Source organism: Anditalea andensis, from assembly GCF_000714815.1.
Taxonomy (GTDB): domain Bacteria; phylum Bacteroidota; class Bacteroidia; order Cytophagales; family Cyclobacteriaceae; genus Anditalea; species Anditalea andensis.
Genome location: NZ_JMIH01000014.1, coordinates 115633 through 139658 on the forward strand (window position 1 = coordinate 115633; position 24026 = coordinate 139658).

Consider the following 24026-nt stretch of genomic DNA (forward strand, 5'->3'; position numbering starts at 1 on the left):
TGAAACTATAGATAATGTTAAGAATTTGTAGAGAGAAACACCTATTAAAATTTAATCTGATTCTCTTGTAGATAATTATCTATATAAACTTTTAAAGCATCCGCAATCACCGGATCACTGACCACACTATATAGTGGGAATATATTGAAGTCAATTAAAGCCATATTGGCATCCGTACAGCTCTTTAGCCATTCTTTGATAGAGACTACAGGCGGATTGGTCCCATCAGAGGGATGTTCTTTAATAGTCGAAGGGTCTCCTCCGGTCACTTTGTAACTTACTTTCTGTGAGTAGTTGCCTTTGGCAGATCTGGCACCCATATTATCCAGATCCCCGGAAAACATCCCGAATATGTTGCTCATGGCTACTGATAACCCTAATCTAGCGGCTTTCTCCCTATCGACATTGTCTGTTTCTGCCTGATACATCACTGTGAATTTGTGACCCATTAAAGCCGAAATCACCAGATGTGTGCCGTACTTATTTACTATTTGCTCAGGGCTGCTGTTATTGATATCGTATTTGAAGGCTTCAGTCAGATATTCCAGTTTATACGGATAGAAATTTATCGCCGATACGCCCATATAGCTTGAATGTTTTGCTATAACAAATTTATCAGAAAGCACATCTTCCCCTGAAAACGAAGATGTAACAGTACCTTGGAATAGACTAAAACCTTTGGTGGCATCCTTTCTTCTGGATATATTTTTCAAAAATTCTTCCACATTCGGCGATTCTATAGATCTGGACATACCCCCATAAGAAGGTCTTTCATATATCTCTTTCGGATAGTCTGATAACAATCTATCTAAGTCGAACACCTTATCTTTTGAAGCACTGTAATCTGCATAGCCTCCTGTAACATCATATCCGTATCCGATTAGGCTAAATTCACCAAAATCTGTTTGGGGAAATGATGATTTATTTGAAATTTCAATATTGTCATCTGTCCTATCTATCTCTACTTCTATCACCGGTTCGTAGTCTTCTGACACACAAGAAGTAAATACACCTGCTACCATGCAAATGGCTAAAAATTTTCTCATTATTCTATTAGTTTTAAAATTTCCATAAATGTAATAGAATAACTTAGTTTTCGTATTTTTTTTGCAAAAAAAACCGGAATATTCATCCGGCTTTTTTCTATGTAAATAGTCTTTATGTACTTTACTCTCCTTGGGACAAAGAATATGCTCTCTCTCCGTCAAATGAATATAGATTTTCAGTCTTAATAAAATCAAAACCCAAAGCCTCTACCAATCTCAATAAATCTAAAATTTCTGTATGGGAAATAGGTGTCTGATCGTCATTTTGAAACCTGCACCTCCAGTGATCGGTACAGAATGTTTCCCGCATACCTCCAGGATATACTTTTACTCCCCTATTGGTGATAAGCTGAAGCTTTAATTTATCACTTTCTGCCTTTCTTAACTTATCCCCCAAAATTTCCGGATTCCTGTCTTCTTCATCCCAATCAAGGAACACATCAACTCCTATCAATTGTTTTTTAGCTTTGGTGACCGGGCTAAGCTTTATATTCATAGGCTCGGTGGCTTCTTTATCAAAAGCCATAGGCGTCATATTTATCGGAGTCTGTCCAAGTCTTTCGATTACCGCCTGGGCAAATTCCTGTGTTCCCACTTTTTTGGAAGAAAGCCCTTCCTGATAGATATCTCCTGTATGGATACCATCCTCGAGTGTTCTCATCCATGCATTCCCTATCTTTTCTGCCACATCTGGCTGTCCGATATGAACCAGCATCATGATGGCACCATTTATCAACCCAGATGGATTAGCCATATCTTTACCGGCGATGTCCGGGGCAGAACCGTGGATAGCCTCAAACATAGCTACTTCTTCCCCTACATTGGCAGAGCCACCAAGACCTACAGATCCTGTTACCTGAGCCGCTACGTCTGAAATGATATCACCATAGAGGTTTAGGGTCACGATCACGTCAAAGGTGTCCGGTCTCTCCGCTATAAGCGCTGTCCCTATATCGATGATTTTATGATCGGTCTCGATCTGGGGATATTCTTTGGCTATTTCTTTGAAAGTTTTATGGAAAAGGCCATCGGCCAGTTTCATGATATTGTCTTTGGTCATGCAGGTAACTTTCTTTCGGCCGTATTTTTTGGCGTATTCAAAGGCATACCGGATGATTTTTTCTGAACCTGGTCTGGATATCAGTTTAAGGCTTTGTACTACTTCCTGGGTCTGTCTGTGCTCTATACCGGCATATAGGTCCTCCTCATTTTCCCTGATGATAACCAGGTCGGTTTTGGGATAGTTGGTTTTGATGTATGGAGAAAACGCTTTACATGGTCTTACATTGGCAAAAAGACCAAAAGAAGTCCTGGTAGTTACATTCAGACTTTTGAAACCTCCACCCTGTGGAGTAGTGATGGGTGACTTTAAAAACACTTTTGTTTCTCTCAGTGATTCAAAAGCGGAGGGCTCCATCCCTGAACTTATCCCTTTTAGATATACTTCCTCACCTATTTCTATTACTTCGGTTTCTATCTGCGCCCCTGCGGCTTCTAATATATTCAGGGTCGCCTTCATGATTTCTGGTCCAATACCATCCCCGTAGGCCACGGTAATTTTTCTCTTAGAAGACATATATCTAAATTTAGTTATGATTTTAAAAATTCAAGTATTACAAAAATATGAAAATTTGCCGTACTGATGGCACTAAAAACCGATTAATTACCATTCCTATAATACTGTAGTATATAATTTATAAATGCATACAAATCAAATGAATATTAGTTTTGCTCTTCACATTTTGGCAGCAACGCTTTGTGTTTGCATTACGTACTCGTATATTTGGAGTTAAACTTTGACTATAATCAATGGCTGATACAACCAATATCCTATCTGAAAATAAAGAAGGTGTACTTTTTCTTACAGTTCAAAGGGAATCCAAGCTAAACGCTCTCAATTTCGCTACCCTAGAAGAACTAAAGAATATCTTCAATGAGGTAAATGACAATCGGGACATAAAAGCTGTGATCATAACGGGCGCAGGAGAAAAAGCTTTTGTAGCAGGTGCTGATATCGGAGAGATAGCAGAACTGAGCGAACTGAATGCCAGGAAATTTGCCGAAAACGGACAAGAAGTACTCCACCTCATAGAAGCATGCCATAAGCCTGTCATTGCAGTAGTAAACGGATTCGCCCTAGGCGGAGGATGTGAACTGGCAATGGCCTGCCATATGAGAATAGCCACTGCCAATGCCAAATTTGGACAACCTGAAGTAAACTTAGGAATTATACCAGGGTATGGCGGAACGCAGCGACTTACCATCCTGGTAGGAAGAGGCAAAGCCAATGAACTCATGATGACTGGAGATATGATAGATGCTGATGAAGCAAAATCACTGGGCCTGGTAAACCATGTCCTCCCTTCTAAAACAAGTGCTATGGCCAAAGCTCAGGAGATCATAACCAAAATCATGTCTAAAGCTCCACTGGCTATAGGTATGATCGTAGACTGCGTTAATGCTGTCTATACCAATGATGAAAACGGTTACCTGATAGAAGCCAACAGTTTTGCCAGATGTGTTAAATCAGAAGATTTTGCAGAAGGAACCTCCGCTTTTTTGGAAAAAAGAAAACCAGATTTTAAAGGGGAATAAGTCCCCTTTTTTTCATTAAGCCCATGAGCCAACTAAAAAGATTAGCAGGACAGACTGCCGTATATGGCATCAGCAGCATTCTGGGCAAATCTATCAATTTTCTGCTAATCCCCATTTACACTGGCTATCTTCCAAAAGAAGATGTAGGAGCTTTTACACACCTGTATGCCTTCATTGCTTTTTTTAACATCATCTTTACATATGGTATGGAAACGGCCTTTTTCAGGTTTTCCACCGGAAAAGGACTTGATCCAAAAAAGGTATATAATAGTGTACAGTCGCTTATCCTTACTACTTCCCTAACTTTAGGTGCCCTTATTTATCTGAGTGCAGCACCTCTTTCAGTTTGGTTGGAATATGGGGGACAGGAGCACCTATTCCGGTGGGTGGCCATGATACTTACTATAGACGCACTCCTTGCCATCCCTTTTGCCAAATTGCGTGTTGAAAACCAAGCACTAAAATTTGCATTGGTTAAATTGGCCAACATCCTGCTGAATGTAGGATTCAATATATTTTTCATCGTACTCTTGTACCACATTGCCAATGGAGATATTCTTACAATCCTCCAGCCTTGGGTAGCGACATGGTACAGGCCGGACTGGGGAGTGGATTATATCCTACTTTCAAATGTGCTGGCAAATGCCCTGATCCTTCCTGTATTGTTTTACCTTACGGGTAAATTCAGCTTTACCTTGGACAAATCCATATTAAAACCAATGTGGCATTATGCAGTCCCTTTGTTATTTATGGGGCTGGCGGGTGTAACGAACGAGGTGTTTTCAAGAGGGCTTTTCGAATACTCCCTACCTGAGGATTTCTATCCTGGACTTAGCCCCCGTGAGGCAGGAGGGATTTTTGGGGCCAACTTTAAACTGGCCATATTAATGAACCTGATCATCCAGGCCTTCAAATATGCAGCAGAACCATTTTTTTTTCAACAGTCAGAAAATAAAAACAATCCTGCCATCTTCGCTAAAGTCATGCACTGGTTTATCATCTTCTGCAGTTTATTAATGGTAGCTGTGGCGGTTAATCTGGACATTATAGGGAGATTGGTCCTTCAGGGAGAGGGATATGGTCGAGGCTTAGTCATCGTACCCTTGTTGCTATTGGGCTATTTGTTTTTGGGTATATATTTTAACCTCAGTATTTGGTTCAAAATAACTGATCAGACCAAATACAGTTTCTACATTACCACTATTGGAGCTGTCATTACCGTAGTAGTGGTCATCACGCTGGTCCCTGTATTCGGATTTATGGGTGCGGCGATGAGTACGATATTAAGCTATATGACCATGTCCATCATCTGCTATGTAATAGGGCAAAAACATTATCCTATACCCTATCAGACAGGAAAAGCTATTATATACCTAAGTTTGGCCACCGCATTCAGCTATGCAGGTTTCTTTCTGGGATTTGAAAATGTGATTGTTAATTTCCTTTTTCAAAATAGTTTAGTAGTGTTATTTGCACTGATCATATATATAATAGAAAAAGAAGAATTAATTTTGATCTTCAAATCATTAAAAAAATAATCCATGCAAGTAAAAGTCATCAATAACTCCGGCCATTCACTCCCAGAATATCAGACTGCTTTATCTGCTGGGCTGGACCTTCGAGCCCATATAGATAGCCCTGTGACCTTGGGTCCTTTAGATCGGGCACTTATAGGTACAGGTCTTTTTATTGAACTTCCCGCAGGATATGAAGCCCAGATCCGACCTCGAAGCGGTTTGGCATATAAGCATGGTCTTACCGTGCTGAATTCTCCAGGCACCATTGATGCTGACTACAGAGGAGAGATAAAAGTTTTGCTGGTAAATATTTCCAACGAGCCCTTTATAATAGAAAACGGGGAGAGAATTGCACAAATGGTAATAGCAAAGCATGAACAGATCACCTGGGAAGAAAAGAATGAGCTGAGCACCACGGAAAGAGGAACAGGTGGATATGGCAGTACTGGGAAATCCTGATTTTCTAATAGTATAGCGTATAGGGATCCTGTCATTAACATCATTTAAGGTATCCTTTATCTTCTGACGCTTATCGAGCAAAAAATTGAACCAAAAAGGTACTAATTTTGTAGCTGAAAGGGATAACCGAACCATCTTCGGTGATTCCCTTACCACCATGACTGCTTAATAAGAAATTTATATATGACATCACCAGTAAGTTCGTTTAAAGTTTTTTTGGGATTAGTACTGATAGGCTTCATGTCTTCTTTGGATGCTATAGCCCAAGACAAAATTTCCAAAAAAGCACTTAAGGACCAGGATAAAAATGCCCAAGCGGATCGATTGTTCGTAGAGGGCCAAAAATACCTGATGCTGGAAGAGTTTGAAAAAGCATATTTTTATTTTGAAAAAGCACATCAATACAAACCAAAAGAGCCTGCAATAAATTTTAAATTAGCAGAAATACTGGTAAGGGCTAATGAAACAGAAAAAGCTCTTGATTTTGGACTTAGGGCAGTAGAAGGAGATCCAAGCAATAAATATTACCATTTGCTTATAGCAGAGGTGTACAGCAACCAGAACAAGCCTAAAAAAGCTGCAGAGATCCTACAGTCGCTGATGGATAATTCAGAAGAAAACCAGCAATACATACTGGAACTGGCATCTTTATACCTTACAGCCCAGGATTATGACAATGCACTGAAAGCTTTGGACCAGGCAGAGGAATATTATGGGGTGGTAGAACAGCTCACCGTTCAGAAACAAAGGATATATTTAAGGAAAAATAACCTGGAAGCGGCTATAGGGGAAGGTAAAAAACTTATAGAAGCACATCCCGGACAAAGCAGTTATGTGCTTTCCTTGGTAGAAATATATTACAACAATGGACGCTCCGAAGAGGCTATGGCCTTAGTGCTGGAGTCGTTAGGTACATACCCTAACCAACCAGAATTACATATGGCTGCCTACACACTTCTAAAAGACAAAGGGAAGACCGATAGGTCTAGGGAATACCTATATATGGCCTTTGAAAACCCAGACCTGGGAGGCGATGTGAAAGCCAAAGCCTTTAATGAGATTCTATTGGAGATGCAGACTGAAGATAGAGATCAGGTATTGGATAAATTAGGAAATCTTATGAAAGAACATAATGGCTCTGATCCAAATGTCCTGATCGTGCTGGGGGACAAAGAAATGGCGTCAGGGGATAAAGATGCTGCCCTTTCCTATTATAAAAAATCACTAGAAACCCTTCCTGCCAATGAGCAGGTTCTTCAAAGGGTAATTACATTGAAGTTTGAGGAAAATGATAATTTTGATGAAATAGAGCGGTATACGATTATAGGTGTGGATGAATTTCCTGAAAAGCCTGAGTTTTGGTTTTTTGACGGTACCGCTAAACTAGCGCAAAAAAAGTTTGTAGAAGCCAAAGAAAGCCTTGAAAAGGCGGAAAATCTCAATAAAGGGGCAAACAAGCAAATTAATTTATTGGTATTTGGCCAACTGGGAGATGTATATCATGGTCTAGGAGAAATTGAAAATGCCTTTGAATTTTATGAAAAAGGCCTTAAAATAAATCCAAATGATGAGCATATATTAAACAATTACTCTTATTTTCTATCCCTACAAAAGAAAGATTTAGAAAAAGCTAAGAAGATGTCCGGCCGCTTGGTAGAAAAGCACCCGAAAAATGCTACCTACCTTGACACTCACGCTTGGGTATTATTTCAGTTGGAAGAATATGAAGCTGCTAGATCATACATGTCTAAAGCAATAGAAATAGATAGTAAGCCGAGTGGAGTAATGTATGAACATCTGGGTGATATATATTTCAAACTTGGCAATAAATCCGAAGCCCTAAAATATTGGCAAAAAGCAGAAGGTGGGGAAGAAGTATCAGACTATTTGTCCCTGAAAATAAAAGACAGGAAATATTATGAATAAGTTTTTGCGTTTTTCATACTTGATCTTGGTATTGGTGATAGCGGCCAGCTGTGCAAGAAGGCCTAACCTATACACCTCAGATGAAATAATGGAGGAGTTTACACCTGCTTATCTGGAGTTTACGTATCTTACAGCTAGAGCCCGAGTAGTACTGGAGGAGCCAAACGGCAAGACTACCAGAGGAACCCTTAATCTCCGGGCAAAAAAAGACAGTGCACTATGGTTTAGCATCACACCAGGCCTTGGTATAGAAGCCGCCAGGGGCTTGGTCACCCAGGAAAAGATACAGTTTAAAGACAGAATAAATGGCAATGCCATAGACATGACATTTCAGGAGTTCGAAGAGCGTTTTGGCCTGGTTTTATCTTTGGACTTATTCCAAAATGTATTATTCGCAAATATTCCCCATGAGTTCAGTTATAGGGACAGGCTACTTAGGGTTGGAAGGACATTTGAGTTAGACCAACGCCGTCAGCGGATGGCCTATCATTCCATCATTAGTGCACGCCACGGAAAAGTACAAGAACTGGAAACATCGTCCCAATCTATGAACGGTAAGCTTTCTGCCACATATCCCGAATTTAAAGATTTGGAAAACCAGCCTTTTCCGTACCGTATGCTATTAAAACTTATTTTTGACCCTCAAGATGACAATGGACCAGTGGAAACTACCGTTAACCTAGAGATGAACAGAGTAGAATTGGTAGATGACCCTTTAACATTTCCTTATAATTATTAATAAAATGCCCCAATATAGGTATTATCCATTTTTATTATTTATTGGGCTGTGCATATGTTTACAGACCCCTTCATTTTCCCAAACTAAAAAATCTCGAGCCCAACTTGAAAAAGAGAAACTTGAAGTACAAAAAAGATTAGTAGAGTTCGACAAAATCTTAAAGCAAACAACTGTACGCAAAAAGAGCAGTATGGGGGAGTTAAATGCTGTAAACAAGCAATTAGAAACACAAGTAGTTTTTATCAGCACCCTCAGTAGAGAAGTCAACCTGATCAATAGAGAGATAAAAGAAACAGAAAATAAGATTATAGCCCTAGAAAATGACCTTAAAAATCTAAAACAGGAATATGCCAATATGGTATATACTTCGTCTAAACTCAATCAGGGCATAACAGTAATGACTTTTATATTTAGCTCGTCTACTTTTAAGCAGTTCTATATGAGGCTAAAGTATCTGAAACAGTATAGTGATGCCCGAAAAAAGCAGGTAGAGCAGATAGAAAAAGTAAACGCCGATCTCCTCTCCCAAAACCATAAATTACAGGATAAAAAACAGGAAAAACAGGTAGTATTACAACAGGAACAAGTCCAGAAGAAAAAATTGGATGAATTAAAGCAGGAACAGCAGGGCATAGTCAACACGCTGGCACAAAAAGAGCAAGAATTAAAAAAAGAAATCGCTGCCAGCAAAAAGCAACAGGAAGAGCTTAACAAACTTATCACTCGGGTAATAGAAGAAGAAATAAGACTGGCCGAAGCCGAAGCCAGAAAGAAAAACAGTAAAGCTACTACTACACCACCGGGATCTAAGATGCCGATGACGCCAGAGGCAGCTGCACTTTCCAGCAGTTTCGCCGGTAATAGGGGAAGGATCCCCTGGCCGGTAGCAAATGGTTTTATATCCAAAAGATACGGCACCTATCCCCACCCTACCCTGAAGGGCATTACCGAAACCAATGACGGAATAGACATCCAAACCAATAGCAATGAGCAGGTCCGGGCGGTATTTGATGGGGTGGTCACTAAGATCACTACAGTACCCGGTATGGGAGGCACTGTCATCATCAAACATGGAGAATATTATACGATGTACAGCCGGCTCAAAACCATTTCCGTCAAAAGTGGACAGGAAGTAAAAGCGAGGGCTTCCATAGGAACTGTATATACTGACACCAAAAACGGCGTTTCAGAAGTTCACTTCCAGACTTGGAAAGGATTACAGGTTATGGATCCTTCTATATGGTTATCAAAGAAATAATCATAAATTTTTTGTATCTTTAAAAAACAGACAAAGAACTATAAGAGATTTCTTTGCGTTTGATTATCACAGTTATATCTTTGTAATCAATTATACACCATAAATACAATAATCATGATGATGACATTAGGATTCTTACCCAATATTGGAGGCGGTTCGCTTATACTAATATTCTTAGTAATCGTGCTGCTATTCGGTGCAAAAAGAATTCCTGAATTGGCCAGAGGCTTAGGTAAAGGCATCAGAGAATTTAAAGACGCTACCAAAGACATTCAGGACGATCTGGAAGAAGGTCTAAAAGACAAAAGATAGGGCTTAAAAACTTATACATTGGAAAAATTCCATTCATTTGACGAAATAAAACGGTCGCTTGAGAATCGTGAAACCGATTGTAAAACGATAGTTCAATATTATCTCAATAACATCAAGACGAAGGCGCATTTAAACGCCTTCGTTGAAGTTTATGAGCAATCTGCTCTGGCCAAAGCAGAAGAAATCGATGAGAAGCTGGCTTCTGGAAAGGCAGGTAAACTGGCAGGAATGGTCGTAGGCATAAAGGATGTACTTTGTTTGACAGCCCATACCGTAAATGCTTCCAGTAAAATCCTGGAAGGCTTCGAATCACAATTCACCAGTACAGCCGTGCAGAGGCTTATTGAAGAAGATGCTATCATCATTGGAAGACTAAACTGTGATGAATTTGGCATGGGATCTTCTAATGAAAATTCTGTTCATGGCAAAGTATTAAACGATGCGGACAATACCCGTGTTCCGGGTGGTTCATCAGGAGGGTCTGCAGTAGCTGTACAAGCCAATCTCTGCACCACTTCACTCGGTACTGATACCGGTGGATCAGTACGTCAGCCAGCTGCATTCACTGGAATTGTAGGTATCAAACCTACCTATTCCCGAGTGTCCAGACATGGCCTGATCGCATATGCCTCTTCTTTTGATACCATAGGCGTTTTTTCCCGTAATATTAAAGACAATGCCCTGGTACTGGAAACCATAGCTGGTCCGGATGATTACGACAGCACTGTATCCAGAAAATCAGTTCCCCAATATAGTACCTTATTGCATTTTGGTAAACCGGTAAAAATAGCTTATCTTAAAGAAACGATTGATTCCAAAGCGCTTCAGCCCGAAATTAAGGAGCAAACATTGTCAGTCCTGGAAAAATTAAAGCAGGAGGGCCATAAGATAGAAGAAGTAAATTTTCCATTACTTGAATATGTGCTTCCCACTTATTACATTTTGACTACGGCAGAGGCCAGTTCCAATCTTTCCAGGTTTGACGGTGTCAAATTCGGTTATAGGACGCCCAATGCCCATAATCTCGAATCCATGTATAAGCTGACTCGTTCAGAAGGATTTGGTGAAGAAGTGAAAAGGAGAATCATGTTAGGGACATTTGTATTAAGCGCCAGTTATTATGATGCCTATTTTACCAAAGCTCAAAAAGTCCGACGCCTAATAAAGGACTTTACAGAGGACTTATTGAATAAATATGATTATATCATCATGCCCACCACGCCTTCTACGGCATTTAAATTTGGTGAGCATAGTAATGATCCGGTGGCCATGTATCTAGAAGATATGTTTACCGTCCAGGCATCTGTTTCTGGAGTACCTGCTATATCAATTCCCAATGGGGTAGATGAAAAAGGTCTCCCTATAGGACTACAAATAATGGCCAATTCATATAAGGAAGCTGACCTATATGCTTTTGCCAATTACCTAACAGCGTCTAATTAATCTAGCAACCCTATGACTATGAAAAACTTGGCGAAAATCTTTATAATAGGGATAATTTTCAATACCTGTATTTTTTCTATATCCTATGGACAGGATCTTTTGGAACTTATCACTCAAAGTCATAAACAGGAAGAAGTAGTACATCCTGTTTATGACTTTGAATATATACCGGACTTTAATTATAAAGAAGTAAGTCAGAGAGTCAGGGTAATGGAGACTGATTTACCGTTTGAATTAAATGAAAGCATCTACTCATTTGTAGATTACTTTACAGTAAGAAATAGATCGTATACCAAAATGGTCCTGGCGCGAAAAGATACTTACTTTCCACTTTTTGAGGAAGTTTTGGCGCGCCACAATATGCCTGAAGACATTAAATTCTTGGCTATTATAGAATCAGGGCTCAATCCGAAGGCCAAATCAAGGGTAGGAGCTATGGGCCTATGGCAATTTATGCCAGCTACAGGCCGAATGTTTCATATGGATGCCAATAATGATATAGATGAAAGAATGGATCCAGAGCTGTCTACTGAAGCCGCTGCTAAATATTTGAAATCTTTATATAATATGTTCGGCACCTGGGAACTAGCACTGGCAGCATATAACTGTGGCCCTGGTAATGTAAGAAAAGCTATTAGAAAATCCGGTGGTAAGAAAACATTTTGGGGTGTTTATGATCACTTGCCAAGGGAAACCCGCTCATACGTCCCACAGTTTCAGGCCATGATATATGTACTTCGCCATGCTGATGATCATAATCTGGTCCTTGAGGAGGCCACCTTCCCTATCGCATATGAGAAAATAAAATTCAACCAAGAACTTGATCTTGAAAAACTTGCCGAGATCAGCGGTACCTGTATAGAAGATCTGGAAAGACTTAACCCTTCTATTTTGGATAGAAAAATCCCTTCTAGCCACAGGGATCTGGCATTAAGAATCCCAAAAGCTAAAGCAGAATATCTGACTACCAATAAAGATTGGATCGGAGACAGTCTTAAAATCTCTCCTTCCCAAATGGTAGCGGTTCATGAAACCAAGTATATTCCACAGGCCACTACTGCTGCTAATAGGATAACTTACAAAGTAAAATCTGGCGATGCGCTAGGAAAGATAGCCCATAGCTATGGCACTTCAGTAGATAACCTCAAAAAATGGAACAGCCTCTCATCCAATACTATAAAAGTGGGACAGGTACTCCATATATACAACGGCAAAGGACAAAATGGTTTCAGCAATAATATTGCATCATCTGAATCTGGCAAGGAATCAAGTATGGGCACCAACACCTATACTGTGCAGCCCGGTGATTCTCTGTGGTTAATATCCAAAAAACTAGATGGCGTTACTATAGATCAGATTAAAAAATTGAATAATCTCAATAATAATCAGATCAAGCCGGGACAAAAGCTAATTATCGGCTAATTAAGAAATTTTAACTATAAAATTAATTGATTTATTTTTATCTATCGTATTTATTAAATAAATTGATAGAAAAAATCATTTAATAAAAAAATTACATGTCCTTAAAAAATATTTCAGTAATATTTATATCCCTTCTTTCTTCTTTCATTATGTTCGGTTGTAATGGTGAGGAGGATGGGGGATCATCCAATAAGCCCCAGTCGCGTGGTGCTACTGGTGAAATCCTCTTAGTCATAGATTCATTAAAGTGGCAAGGCCCAGTAGGTGAAGCACTCCAAGAGGTATTTCAGGCAGAAGTACCGGGTATTATGCGTCCCGAAAATTTATTTTCTATCAGAAGGGTAGACCCTAGAGCTATTACAAGAATGTTAAAAATGGCGCATAATATCGTCTATGTGACTACTTTTGATGATCGTAGGGGCGGAAGTCAGCGGATAAACACCCAGTTCAGTGAGGCATCCAGAGAGGTGGCTTCTGATGACAGAACCAGGTTTATGCTAAGGAGTCCAGAAGAATTTGCAGCAGGACAGGAAGTAGTATACCTATTTGGCAATACAGAGGAAGAGCTTATCAATAACCTAAGGGCTAATAAGGGCAAGCTTCAAAATCTATTTCAAACCAGAGAAAGGGAAAGGCTGGCAAAAGCTATTCTGAACAGAAAAAGCGGAGTAGCGGCTAACTTAGGAAGAGAAAAATTTGGCATAGAGCTTAAGCTTCCTGCCTCTTATCAACTGGTAAAGAATGAAGATGATTTTCTGTGGTTTAGACAGCCTACTCCTACGACAGACAGGGCCGATATCACCCTTTTCTTTTATGAAACAGATTATGAATCAGAGGATCAGCTTTTCCCTGAAAACCTGGTTCAGTTACGTAATAACATCACCAGGACCAGAATATTTGGCGATCCAGCCAATCCAGAATCCTTTGTTACTACAGAAAGAAGAGAAGAACCGCCGATTTTCAATACATTCAATGTGAAAAACCATTATGCAGTAGAGATGAGGGGATCATGGAGGACCAACAATATGAGTATGGGGGGCTCATTTTTATCTTATACTATGGTAGATGAAGAAAGAGGAAAAATTTATTATATGGAAGGCTTTGTATTTTATCCCAGTGAAGCCCACCGCGAACCGCTGAGAGAAATAGAAGCTATATTGTTGGCAACGGATCTACCAACTGCCACTGCCGAATAACAGCATTACACCAATTAAACCTTTATGGCTATTAAAATCAGAAAAGAAGATGCCCTGAATTACCATACCCAAGGTAAACCAGGAAAAATTGAAGTGATACCCACCAAACCCCTTTCAAGTCAGCTAGACTTAGCCCTTGCTTATTCCCCTGGAGTAGCAGAGCCATGTAAAGAAATAGCTGCTGACAAAGAAAATGTATATAAATACACTGCTAAAGGAAATCTAGTGGCTGTCATATCTAATGGAACAGCTGTACTTGGATTAGGAGATATAGGTCCAGAGGCATCCAAGCCGGTAATGGAAGGGAAAGGGGTTCTGTTCAAAAAATTTGCAGGTATTGATGTTTTTGATATTGAAATAGACGAAAAAGATCCAAAAAAATTAATCCAGATCATCAAGTCACTCGAACCTACTTTCGGGGGGGTAAATCTGGAAGATATTAAAGCTCCTGAGTGTTTTGAAATAGAGCAGACCCTTAAGGCACAAATGAAAATCCCGGTGATGCATGATGACCAGCATGGTACTGCCATCATCTCAGGAGCAGCACTCTTAAATGCACTGGAAATTCTGGACAAAAAAATGTCTGAAATTGTCATCGTGGTAAATGGTGCAGGTGCAGCGGCAGTGTCCTGTACCAGGTTTTATATGTCTCTAGGTGTACAGAGACACAATATCATCATGTGTGATAAAGAAGGGGTCATCAGGACAGACCGAACAGATCTGGATGAAATCAAAGAGGAATTTGCCTCTGATAGAAATATTTATACCCTTACGGAAGCACTGACCGGTGCAGATGTTTTCCTAGGACTATCTGCAGGTAATATCGTTACACAGGATCAGATCAGAATGATGGCCCCCAACCCTATAGTCTTTGCGCTGGCCAATCCAGATCCGGAAATTTCCTATGATCTTGCCATAGATGCCCGGGAAGATATTATTATGGCTACCGGTAGATCAGATCATCCCAATCAGGTGAATAATGTTCTTGGCTTTCCTTATATATTTAGAGGTGCCCTAGATGTAAGGGCTACAGCTATCAATGAAGAAATGAAACTAGCCGCAGCTCATGCTATAGCCAAATTGGCAAAAGAACCAGTTCCGGATATCGTTAACAAAGCATATGGAGACAGTAGGATTGCCTTTGGTAAATTTTATCTCATACCTAAGCCATTGGACCCTAGACTGATCACTACTATAGCCCCTGCTGTGGCTAAGGCAGCGATGGATTCAGGAGTAGCCAAGACCCATATTACAGATTGGGAAGCTTATGAACTTGAACTCCAGGAGAGAATAGGCATCGACCAGAGATTGATGTCCAGGGTAATATCCCGAGCACGAAAAAATCCAAAAAGAATCGTGTTTGCAGAAGCTGATAATAGAAAAATTCTAAAAGCTGCTCAAATCATTCAGGATGAAGGTATAGCTATTCCTATTTTACTCGGAAATCAAGAAAAAATCGAAGAGCTGATAAAGGACCATTCATTGGATCTTCAGGGTGCAGTCATCATAGATGTATATAAACAAGAGTCCAAGCTAGAAGAGTTTGGTAAATTGCTTTATGAAAAAAGAAAACGGAAAGGTACTACCCTGCAAGAGGCTAAAAGAATGATGCGCGACCGTAATTATTATGGCGCTATGATGGTGGAACTGGGAGAAGCAGACTGTTTAATCTCTGGCTTGACCAAAGATTACCCTAAAACTATCCTGCCAGCCTTACATGTCATAGGGGTAAAACAAGGCGTGGATAGAGTAGCAGGTATGTATATCATAAATACTTCGAAGGGACCTTATTTCTTTGCGGATACTACAGTGAATGTAGATCCTACTGCTGAAGAGCTGGTAGAAATTATAGGTCTCACTTCTAATGCTGTGAGGTTCTTTGACATAGAGCCAAGGGTAGCGGTACTCTCCTATTCTAACTTCGGCTCGGCCAAAGGAAACACACCTACCAAAACAGCCCTTGCTACAAAACTGGCAAAAGAAAAATATCCTGATTTAGTAATAGAAGGAGAAATGCAGGCAAATGTAGCCCTTAATGAAACACTACAGCAGGAAACTTATCCTTTCAGCGCACTGGCAAACAAAAAGGCCAACACACTGGTATTCCCTAATTTAAGTTCAGGTAATATTGCCTATAAGTTGCTATCCGAATTGGGTAATTCTGAGGCGATTGGTCCTATCCTACTTGGCATGAATAAGCCTGTGCACATATTACAGTTGGGCAGTTCGATCAGGGATATCGTCAATATGGTAGCCATAGCAGTAGTGGATGCCCAGACAAAGAATCCTTCATGATTGCTTATCTTAAAGGAAAACTAGCCTATAAGGACCCCACTTTTGTTATCATCGATATCAATGGGGTCGGCTATGAAGTTAAAATAAGTCTTAGTACTTACTCAAAAATCAAGGATGAGGAGCAGGTTATGCTCCTCACCTACCTCAATATCAAGGAAGATTCCCATACCTTATACGGATTTAAAGAAGAAAGTGAAAAAAAACTTTTTTTAAATTTAATTTCCATTAGTGGGGTAGGTCCTAATACGGGGCTGATGATCCTTTCTTCCTTAAATACTGATGAACTCGAAAATGCTATCGTTTCAGATGATCATACTATCATACAAAGGGTAAAAGGAGTTGGGGCAAAAACTGCCCAGAGAATAGTATTAGAATTAAAAGATAAAATTAAAAAAGACCAATTAGTAGAAGGTGCAACGTCAGGGGACGGGTTTTTAAATGATAATAATAAAATCAAAAAAGAAGCGTTGCAAGCTTTAATTACCTTAGGTTTTCCAAAAGCCACAGCTGAAAAAAATATTTCGCTGGCCCTTAAAAAAACAGGCCCGAATATTTCCTTGGAAGATTTAATTAAGGCATCTTTAAAGTCTACTTAATTGATAACAGAGTGATTTTTATCGGTTTTAACGCCCTTTCGATTCTAATCAAAAGACATCTTTCAGCAACATACATTTTAGTGTTGTTGATGATATTTTTTTTACTTTTAACACCATTTATAGCTTTAGCATCTCCCCTTCCAGTCCAAAGAGATACTCTGCCGACGGATACCATTCAATCCAGGCTGGATTCATTGGAAAAAAGAAAACAGTTACGTTCTTTTTTATTATGGAACAATTTTAATACCAATCCATTATTTCCTATACAAAATCCTTTGTCCAAAAGGTATTCACCTTTTCAGCTAAGTCCACCTACAGAACAAAATGTACAAATAGAAATAGATTCTGTAATGCGTTACAATATTTCTGAGCAACTAGATTCTGCCCTTATCAATCCGGGATATAACTATGATTTCGACGATTATTCAAAAATGCAGGAACTTCGTATCCGGCAAGAATACTGGAGAAGCCGGTCCAGGGGACAGGATGGGGAAAGCGCTGTCAGTGGTAGAGGGCTGATCCCTCCCATGACCGTGAGTCCTGTCTTTGATAGACTCTTTGGGGGAAATGAAATCAATATTGTGCCAAATGGCAATGTCAACTTGGATTTTGGTGGTATATATAGGAGAATAGATAACCCCGCTATCCCTGTGCGGCAGCAAAGAAACGGAGGGTTCAACTTTGACCAGCAGATTCAGATGGCAGTAAACGGTACGCTAGGACAGAAAATGCGGATAGGTGCCAATTTCGACTCTAATAATTCCTTTGACTTCCAAAATCAGCTAAAGGTGGAATATGTGGGTTTTGAAGAGGACATCGTAAAAAGTGTAGAAATAGGAAATGTGAGCATGCCCGTTCAGAATAGCCTTATCCAAGGGGCCCAAAACCTGTTTGGTGTAAAAACCCAACTACAGTTCGGTAAATTATTCATGACCTCTGTAGCCTCTACCCAAAGAGGCCGAAGGGATGAAATTATAATAGAAGGAGGTAACCAGGGCAGGCCTTTTGAATTGAGAGCATCTGATTACGATGAAAACAGACACTTTTTTTTAGGCCATTTTTTCCGTGACAATTATGAAAGATGGCTAAGAGGTTTACCACAGGTACTGTCGGGTGTAAATATTACTAGAGTGGAAGTATATATCATGAACAGGGCAAATAATACAGAAACCCTTAGAAACTTTGTTGCTTTTACCGATCTGGGCGAAGGAAGAAGGTTATTGAGCCCTGAAAACCCCAATATCGGAACAGGTATACCTCAGTCGCCGGCATCCAATAATGCCAACCTACTATTTGCCAATCTAACCCAAAATGCAGCCTATAGATCTTTTGACCAGGCAGCACAGGCGTTGGCCAGCGGTATGGGGCTGGCCGCAGGTAGGGATTTCGTTCAGATCAATGGCGCCAGAAGACTTGCTCCTACTGAATATACATTTCATAGAGAACTGGGATATCTCTCCCTATTCAGAAAGCTTCAAAATGATGAAGTCGTGGCTGTGTCTTACGAATATACCTATAATGGCCAGTCATATAAAGTGGGAGAGCTGAGTGAAGATTACCAGAACCGTCCAGAAAACGAGGTACTGTTTATGAAAATGCTCCGGCCCGCCAGCATCAATACCAGAATACCTACCTGGGACCTGATGATGAAAAACATTTACAACCTCAATGCAAACCAGGTCCAAAGGGAAGGCTTTCAGTTACAGATTATCTATAGAGATGACCGGACAGGATTAGATAACCCCAGCTTACTGGAAGGACAAAACACTAGGGACAGACCCCTTATTCGCCTGACAGGCCTGGATAATCTCAACCCTCAAAATGACCCTCAGCCTGATGGTAACTTTGATTTTGTACCAGGACTTACCATTATGCCCGAACGTGGCCTCATGGCATTTCCGGTACTGGAACCCTTTGGACAGACATTGCAATCGCAATTTTTACCTGGAGAAACAAACCTGATAGATAAATACGTATATGATACACTGTACAGGACCACTCAGGCAGATGCCGAACTTGTTACCAGACTAAATAAATTTTTTATCAAAGGCAGTTTAAACGCCGGATCTTCATCCGAAATAATGCTTCCTGGACTCAATATATCCGAAGGCTCTGTGCTCGTTCAGGCAGGAAATATTCCATTGGTAGAAGGAGTTGATTATACAGTAGATTACAATATAGGTAGGGTCGTAATCATAAATGAAGGCATCTTGGCTTCAGGTAAAAGAATATCCATCTCCTTTGAAAAAGCCGACCTTGTGAGCTTTCAAACCCGGAGCTTACTGGGTACTCGGTTTGATTATATCTTCAATGAGAACTTTACCATGGGTGGTACTTTCCTTTATCTAAATGAAAGGCCCAATATTACACGTATCAACACTGGTAACGAAACCATCCGAAACAGTATGTGGGGTCTTGATTTAAATTACAGTGATGAATCCAGATTTTTAACAAAACTTACGGACGCCCTGCCTTTTACGAATACGAAAGAAAAATCCCTTTTTCAGTTCAGTGGAGAATTTGCCCAACTTCTGCCCGGGACTTCTAATCAGGTAAACGGCGAAGGCACCTCTTACATAGATGACTTTGAGACAGCTGTCACCCCTTTTAGTCTGGGATCAAATCCCCAAAACTGGAAACTCGCTGCTACGCCAGCTACGGACAATGACTTGTTTGATCTAAGTTTTCAGACAGAAGACCGGCTAGGCAATGCCTATAGGAGAGCCCGATTAGCCTGGTATTCCATTGATAATGTATTTTACAGAGAATCTGGTCCAGGAGTGCCGACTAATATAGCTCGGGAAGATAGACAAAACCATTATGTAAGAAGGGTTATCCCACAGGAAATCTTCCGTGAAAGATACCGTGATGTTATCATTACCCCAGAGCCCCTTTTTGAAATGGCATATTTCCCCCATGAAAGAGGAATGTATAATTACAATCCCAATTTGACCCGAGAAGGGCTTCTGCCCAATCCAAAACAGAACTATGGTGGTATCTCTAGGGCTATCACTTCTGAAGTGGATTTTGATAGAACCAATATAGAATACATAGAATTTTGGTTAATGGACCCTTTCATTCAGGGACAAAACGGCCGTGTATTGGACGGAATATTCAATGAAAACAATACCACAGGAGGAAAACTGGTTTTTAACCTAGGCGAAATCTCAGAAGACATCATCAGGGATGGAAGGCATGCATTTGAAAATGGTCTTCCAGAAGATGGCGATCCTGCTCAGACAGTGGTAAACGAATGGGGAAGAATAACCAGACAGCAATTCTTAACCCCTGCATTTGATAATAGTCCTGAAGCACGGATAAACCAAGATGTAGGTTTAGATGGCCTCAGCAGTGAAGAAGAGGCAGCTTTTTTTGCTGAAAGGTATATCAATAGGCTGAACGTAAATCCTGAACCCCTTCAGCAGATCGTCCAGGATCCATCGGCAGATGATTTCCAATATTACCTTGACGAAACATTTGACCAAAACAATGTGAAAATTTTAGAGCGGTATAAGAAATTTAACGGTATGGAAGGCAATACGCCTATTACTGCTAACAACAACCTACCTTATACTCCTGCAGGAAGTAATCTACCGGATAATGAAGACCTTAATAATGACAACACCATCAATGAGGTAGAAAGTTACTACGAGTATACCATCAATTTGGTACCTACAGAAATGACCGTGGGCAGAAACCATATATTTGATCAGGTGACCCACGTTGAAAATGGAGAAGAAGTGAATTGGTACCTGTTTAGAATCCCTGTAAGGCAGCCTCATAGGGTACAGGGCGATATAGCCGGGTTTAAATCCATACGTTTCATGAGGACTTATCTGACAGACTTTGAGCAGCCTGTAGTATTAAGGATGACCAAATTCCAAATGGTGGGCAGCCAATGGCGTACCTTTGAAGAGTCTCTATTCCAAAGGGGATTTGCAGAGGTACCAGAACCTGATAATTCAAACTTCCGTGTAGGCGTGGTCAACATCGAAGAAAATGCTACAGGTAGTGCCACCCAAAGCCCATATGTTCTTCCTCCTGGCTTCGAAAGAGACAGGGACAATACCTCCACAGTGGAGCGGCTGCTAAATGAGCAATCCCTTCAGCTGTGTGTAGATAATCTGGCTGCCAGGGACGCAAGGGCTGTGTTTAAAAATGTAAGTGAAGATCTCGTACAATACGGTCGGATAAAAATGTTTTTACATGCAGACAGTGATGATGCCCAAGATGGAGACCTGACAGCATTTTTAAGATTGGGAACTGACTATACAGATAACTATTATGAAATAGAAGTACCCCTTATGATCACGCCTAAAGGCACTCGAGACCCCCGTCAGATCTGGCCTTTGGAAAATGAGATAGATATCGCCATCAACGAAATAGTAGGGGTAAAAGTTGAAAGAGATCAGAACAGAGTACCACAAAACCTAGCTTTCAGCAGACAGGTACGTCAGTATAAGGTGACGGTGGTAGGAAGGCCGGAACTCAGCTTTGTACAGGGGATGATGATAGGAATCAAAAATCCTGGCTCATCTGGGGGAGCCAGCAAATCAGTTTGCATTTGGGCCAATGAACTCAGAGTCACCGATTTCAACAGGTCCGCTGGCTGGGCTGCAAATGCCAGAATTAATGCACAGCTGGCAGATGTGGCGGTTATTTCTTCCTCTATCAGACATCATACATTCGGATTTGGCGGATTGGAAACCAGGCTCTCAGAAAGATCCAGAGAATCAACTACACAATATGATGTCTCCGCCAATGTCAACGTAGACAAACTACTTCCTGAAGTACTGGGTATCAGCATCCCTATGTATGTCAGTATGGAAAACACCACCACGACTCCTGAATTCGACCCTCTAAATCCAGATGTACCATTTGATTTGGCAATATCTAAATTTCAGACAGCTGCTGAACGCGAAGCCTACAGAAGTATGGTACTCGATCAAGTACGGCGAAGGAACATAAGTTTTAATAATGTGAGAAAACTCCGTACCAATGTAGAAGCAAAAAGCAGGATCTATGATCTGGAAAACTTTGCGGTTTCTTATGCTTATGGATCAGTCAGACAGACCAATATAAGAACACAAAGTTATGATTGGGAGACTTACAGAGGAAATATCCTTTACACTTTTCAGCCCAGGCCCATCGTCATCGAACCCTTCAAAAACGTGGGATTTCTGGGAGGTAGCCATCTACAACTACTCAGGGATTTTAATTTAAACCTTACTCCTTCCATGATTACTGCCAGAATGGATGTGGATAGGAATTTCATGAGGACCCAATATAGAAATGACCGATTAGGGACTGAAGGAGTGGATCCACTTTTTCAAAAAAGCTTTTTTATCAATCGCTTTTATGGTGTTAACTGGGATTTGACCAATAATCTGAGATTTGATTTTAACAGTCGGATAAATGCTGTGGTAGATGAACCGGAAGGTGATTTAAATACCGATGCCAAAATAGACTCTGTAAGAATGAATGTCCGGAGACTAGGAAGGACCACTAATTATAATCACCAGGCCACCTTAAACTATACCGTACCGCTGGATAAATCTCCAGTGACCGATTGGATAAAAGCAGACCTAAGATATGAGGCTACATATGGCTGGTTTACAGGTGCAATAGGCCAAAGGGACACATTAGGAAACATTATTCAAAACACTAGGGACAGAAGTATAAATGGGAAGCTGGACTTTATAAGATTATACAACAAAAATAAACGATTACGCGAAGTCAATGCCCCTCGGCGGCCCTCTATACCTGGTAGACAATCAGAAGAGAGGTCTAATATGGATGGAACCTCCAACGACCTGTTCAAGTTTGCGATGATGCTAAAAGAAATAAACTTTAGATACGGGATTGTAGAAGGGACATTTCTGCCTGGATATATGGCAGAGACAGGTTTATTTGGAATGGACAGAAGCTTTCTAAATCCTGGCTTAGGTTTTATCCTAGGAGATCAGAGCAGTGATATCCGGTTTGACTTGGCCAATAGGGGGATGCTAGCACCAAGTCCTGAACTTACACAGACATTTCGACAAAACCAGGCCATTAATCTTCAAATCAATGCATTGATAGAACCTATCCGGGATATGAGATTAAATGTTGATTTCCGAAAAAGAGAAATGGGGGAATACAATGAGATTTTTAGAAGAGATGAGTTTTTAGATGCTGAATACCTTTCGGTTAATCCCAACAGAATTGGATCCTACAGTATCAGCTACAACATGATCAGAACCACGTTTTCAAGGGATGACAGGCAAAACAATTCTCCTCTTTTCAGTAGATTTGAAGGATATAGGGAAATAATACAAGCCAGACTACAGACAAACAATCCAGGAGGTGAATATAACATAAATGGTCAGGATGTCCTTATCCCCTCATTCCTGGCAGCATATTCCGGGCAGGATGTTGGGGATGTAGGCCTGACATCATTTCCTAGGATACCATTGCCAAACTGGAGATTGGAATATAGGGGGCTCTCCAGAGTGCCGGCCCTCCAGGAATATTTCTCCAGCATAAATTTAACACACAATTATACCTCTAATTTTGATGCGAGCAATTTTTCTAATTCGCTGCTCTACCAAAACGGGTTGGAATTGTATAATTCGGTGCAGCAGTTCCCAGAAGCTACATTGACCAATGAATTTGGATCATATATACCTGTGTTTATCCTCAATCAAATAGTAGTTTCAGAAAGGTTTGCGCCCCTGCTGGGAGTCAATTTACTAACCAAAGACCGGATGAACATCGGCTTTGAATACAATACAGAAAGAAACATAGGGTTAAATTTTTCAAATGCACAAGTGACAGAACAAAGCAGTAAAGACTTTCGTTTTGACCTAGGTTATACAAAAGCGGGGGTTAAAATCCCTTTCAAAATTCAGGGGAGGCAAGAGGTACTGAACAATGACCTTGAACTGAGGCTATCTACCCGTGTGGTGGATACCCGCACTATACAGCGAAAAATAGAAGAAATCAGTACTTTGACAAACGGAAATTTAAATATTCAATTTAGGCCTACGATTGGGTATCTAATAAACCAAAACCTTAGGATCACCCTATATTTTGATAAAACTATAAATGACCCCAAAATATCCACCGCCTTCCGAAGGAGTTCCACAGCATTTGGAGGCCAATTAAGATTTAATTTAAGCCAATAGGTTTTAGTATTTGATTAAAGGGTGTATTTTTGAGAAAACAACAAAGCAATAATTAA

The 24026-nt window shown here is 40.4% G+C and carries 15 protein-coding genes; 13 read left to right on the plus strand and 2 right to left on the minus strand.

The features are described from left to right. Positions 1-44: 44 nt before the first annotated feature. A complete protein-coding gene (locus EL17_RS04170) occupies positions 45-1046 on the minus strand; it encodes an MAC/perforin domain-containing protein (protein WP_035070578.1) in 1002 nt (333 codons plus the stop codon). 121 nt (positions 1047-1167) lie between these two features. Continuing rightward, positions 1168-2622, minus strand: a complete 1455-nt coding sequence (locus EL17_RS04175; protein WP_035070582.1) for an NADP-dependent isocitrate dehydrogenase — start codon at positions 2620-2622, stop codon at positions 1168-1170. A gap of 233 nt (positions 2623-2855) precedes the next feature. Between EL17_RS04175 and EL17_RS04180 the strand changes: the two genes are divergently transcribed. From EL17_RS04180 to sov, 13 genes are all read left to right on the plus strand, one after another. Further along, entirely contained in the window at positions 2856-3641 is a 786-nt protein-coding gene (locus EL17_RS04180) for an enoyl-CoA hydratase/isomerase family protein (protein ID WP_035070587.1), read from the plus strand. 23 nt (positions 3642-3664) lie between these two features. After that, on the plus strand, positions 3665-5179 hold the full coding sequence (locus EL17_RS04185) for a polysaccharide biosynthesis protein (protein WP_035070593.1): 1515 nt from the start codon (positions 3665-3667) through the stop codon (positions 5177-5179). A gap of 3 nt (positions 5180-5182) precedes the next feature. Next, complete coding sequence (dut, locus tag EL17_RS04190; RefSeq protein WP_035070598.1) at positions 5183-5617, plus strand: dUTP diphosphatase; 435 nt, start codon at positions 5183-5185, stop codon at positions 5615-5617. A 183-nt stretch (positions 5618-5800) separates the two neighbouring features. Beyond that, complete coding sequence (locus EL17_RS04195) at positions 5801-7543, plus strand: tetratricopeptide repeat protein (protein WP_035070604.1); 1743 nt, start codon at positions 5801-5803, stop codon at positions 7541-7543. Beyond that, complete coding sequence (locus EL17_RS04200; RefSeq protein ID WP_035070610.1) at positions 7536-8282, plus strand: DUF4292 domain-containing protein; 747 nt, start codon at positions 7536-7538, stop codon at positions 8280-8282. The genes EL17_RS04195 and EL17_RS04200 overlap by 8 nt, the downstream gene beginning before the upstream one ends. A gap of 190 nt (positions 8283-8472) precedes the next feature. Next, positions 8473-9540, plus strand: coding sequence for a murein hydrolase activator EnvC family protein (locus EL17_RS04205; RefSeq protein ID WP_316932635.1), 1068 nt, complete (start codon positions 8473-8475; stop codon positions 9538-9540). A 117-nt stretch (positions 9541-9657) separates the two neighbouring features. Further along, on the plus strand, positions 9658-9852 hold the full coding sequence (locus EL17_RS04210) for a twin-arginine translocase TatA/TatE family subunit (protein ID WP_035072044.1): 195 nt from the start codon (positions 9658-9660) through the stop codon (positions 9850-9852). Positions 9853-9870: 18 nt separating this feature from the next. Next, positions 9871-11295, plus strand: coding sequence for an Asp-tRNA(Asn)/Glu-tRNA(Gln) amidotransferase subunit GatA (gatA, locus tag EL17_RS04215; protein WP_035070621.1), 1425 nt, complete (start codon positions 9871-9873; stop codon positions 11293-11295). 18 nt (positions 11296-11313) lie between these two features. Next, positions 11314-12717 carry a lytic transglycosylase domain-containing protein gene (locus tag EL17_RS04220; protein WP_035070626.1) on the plus strand — a complete coding sequence of 468 codons (1404 nt, stop codon included), beginning with the start codon at positions 11314-11316 and terminating at the stop codon, positions 12715-12717. A 149-nt stretch (positions 12718-12866) separates the two neighbouring features. Further along, the gene (locus EL17_RS04225; RefSeq protein ID WP_240485932.1) at positions 12867-13913 is read left to right on the plus strand and encodes a DUF4837 family protein; all 1047 of its coding nucleotides are present in this window, start codon (positions 12867-12869) and stop codon (positions 13911-13913) included. Between the two features lie 24 nt (positions 13914-13937). Next, on the plus strand, positions 13938-16208 hold the full coding sequence (locus EL17_RS04230; RefSeq protein ID WP_035070632.1) for an NADP-dependent malic enzyme: 2271 nt from the start codon (positions 13938-13940) through the stop codon (positions 16206-16208). Beyond that, a complete protein-coding gene (gene ruvA, locus EL17_RS04235) occupies positions 16205-16804 on the plus strand; it encodes a Holliday junction branch migration protein RuvA (RefSeq protein ID WP_035070635.1) in 600 nt (199 codons plus the stop codon). Before EL17_RS04230 ends, ruvA begins: the two co-directional genes overlap by 4 nt. Positions 16805-16893: 89 nt before the next feature. After that, the gene (sov, locus tag EL17_RS04240; RefSeq protein WP_051719806.1) at positions 16894-23970 is read left to right on the plus strand and encodes a T9SS outer membrane translocon Sov/SprA; all 7077 of its coding nucleotides are present in this window, start codon (positions 16894-16896) and stop codon (positions 23968-23970) included. Positions 23971-24026: the final 56 nt, after the last annotated feature.

Coding starts and splice junctions, on each gene's coding strand:
- dut (WP_035070598.1), top strand. CDS start 5,183: ATGCAAGTAAAAGTCATCAATAACTCCGGCCATTCACTCCCAGAATAT.
- ruvA (WP_035070635.1), top strand. CDS start 16,205: ATGATTGCTTATCTTAAAGGAAAACTAGCCTATAAGGACCCCACTTTT.
- EL17_RS04200 (WP_035070610.1), top strand. CDS start 7,536: ATGAATAAGTTTTTGCGTTTTTCATACTTGATCTTGGTATTGGTGATA.
- EL17_RS04185 (WP_035070593.1), top strand. CDS start 3,665: ATGAGCCAACTAAAAAGATTAGCAGGACAGACTGCCGTATATGGCATC.
- EL17_RS04180 (WP_035070587.1), top strand. CDS start 2,856: ATGGCTGATACAACCAATATCCTATCTGAAAATAAAGAAGGTGTACTT.
- EL17_RS04210 (WP_035072044.1), top strand. CDS start 9,658: ATGATGACATTAGGATTCTTACCCAATATTGGAGGCGGTTCGCTTATA.
- EL17_RS04205 (WP_316932635.1), top strand. CDS start 8,473: ATGGGGGAGTTAAATGCTGTAAACAAGCAATTAGAAACACAAGTAGTT.
- EL17_RS04170 (WP_035070578.1), bottom strand. CDS start 1,046: ATGAGAAAATTTTTAGCCATTTGCATGGTAGCAGGTGTATTTACTTCT.
- EL17_RS04175 (WP_035070582.1), bottom strand. CDS start 2,622: ATGTCTTCTAAGAGAAAAATTACCGTGGCCTACGGGGATGGTATTGGA.
- EL17_RS04225 (WP_240485932.1), top strand. CDS start 12,867: ATGTTCGGTTGTAATGGTGAGGAGGATGGGGGATCATCCAATAAGCCC.
- EL17_RS04220 (WP_035070626.1), top strand. CDS start 11,314: ATGAAAAACTTGGCGAAAATCTTTATAATAGGGATAATTTTCAATACC.
- EL17_RS04195 (WP_035070604.1), top strand. CDS start 5,801: ATGACATCACCAGTAAGTTCGTTTAAAGTTTTTTTGGGATTAGTACTG.
- EL17_RS04230 (WP_035070632.1), top strand. CDS start 13,938: ATGGCTATTAAAATCAGAAAAGAAGATGCCCTGAATTACCATACCCAA.
- sov (WP_051719806.1), top strand. CDS start 16,894: ATGATATTTTTTTTACTTTTAACACCATTTATAGCTTTAGCATCTCCC.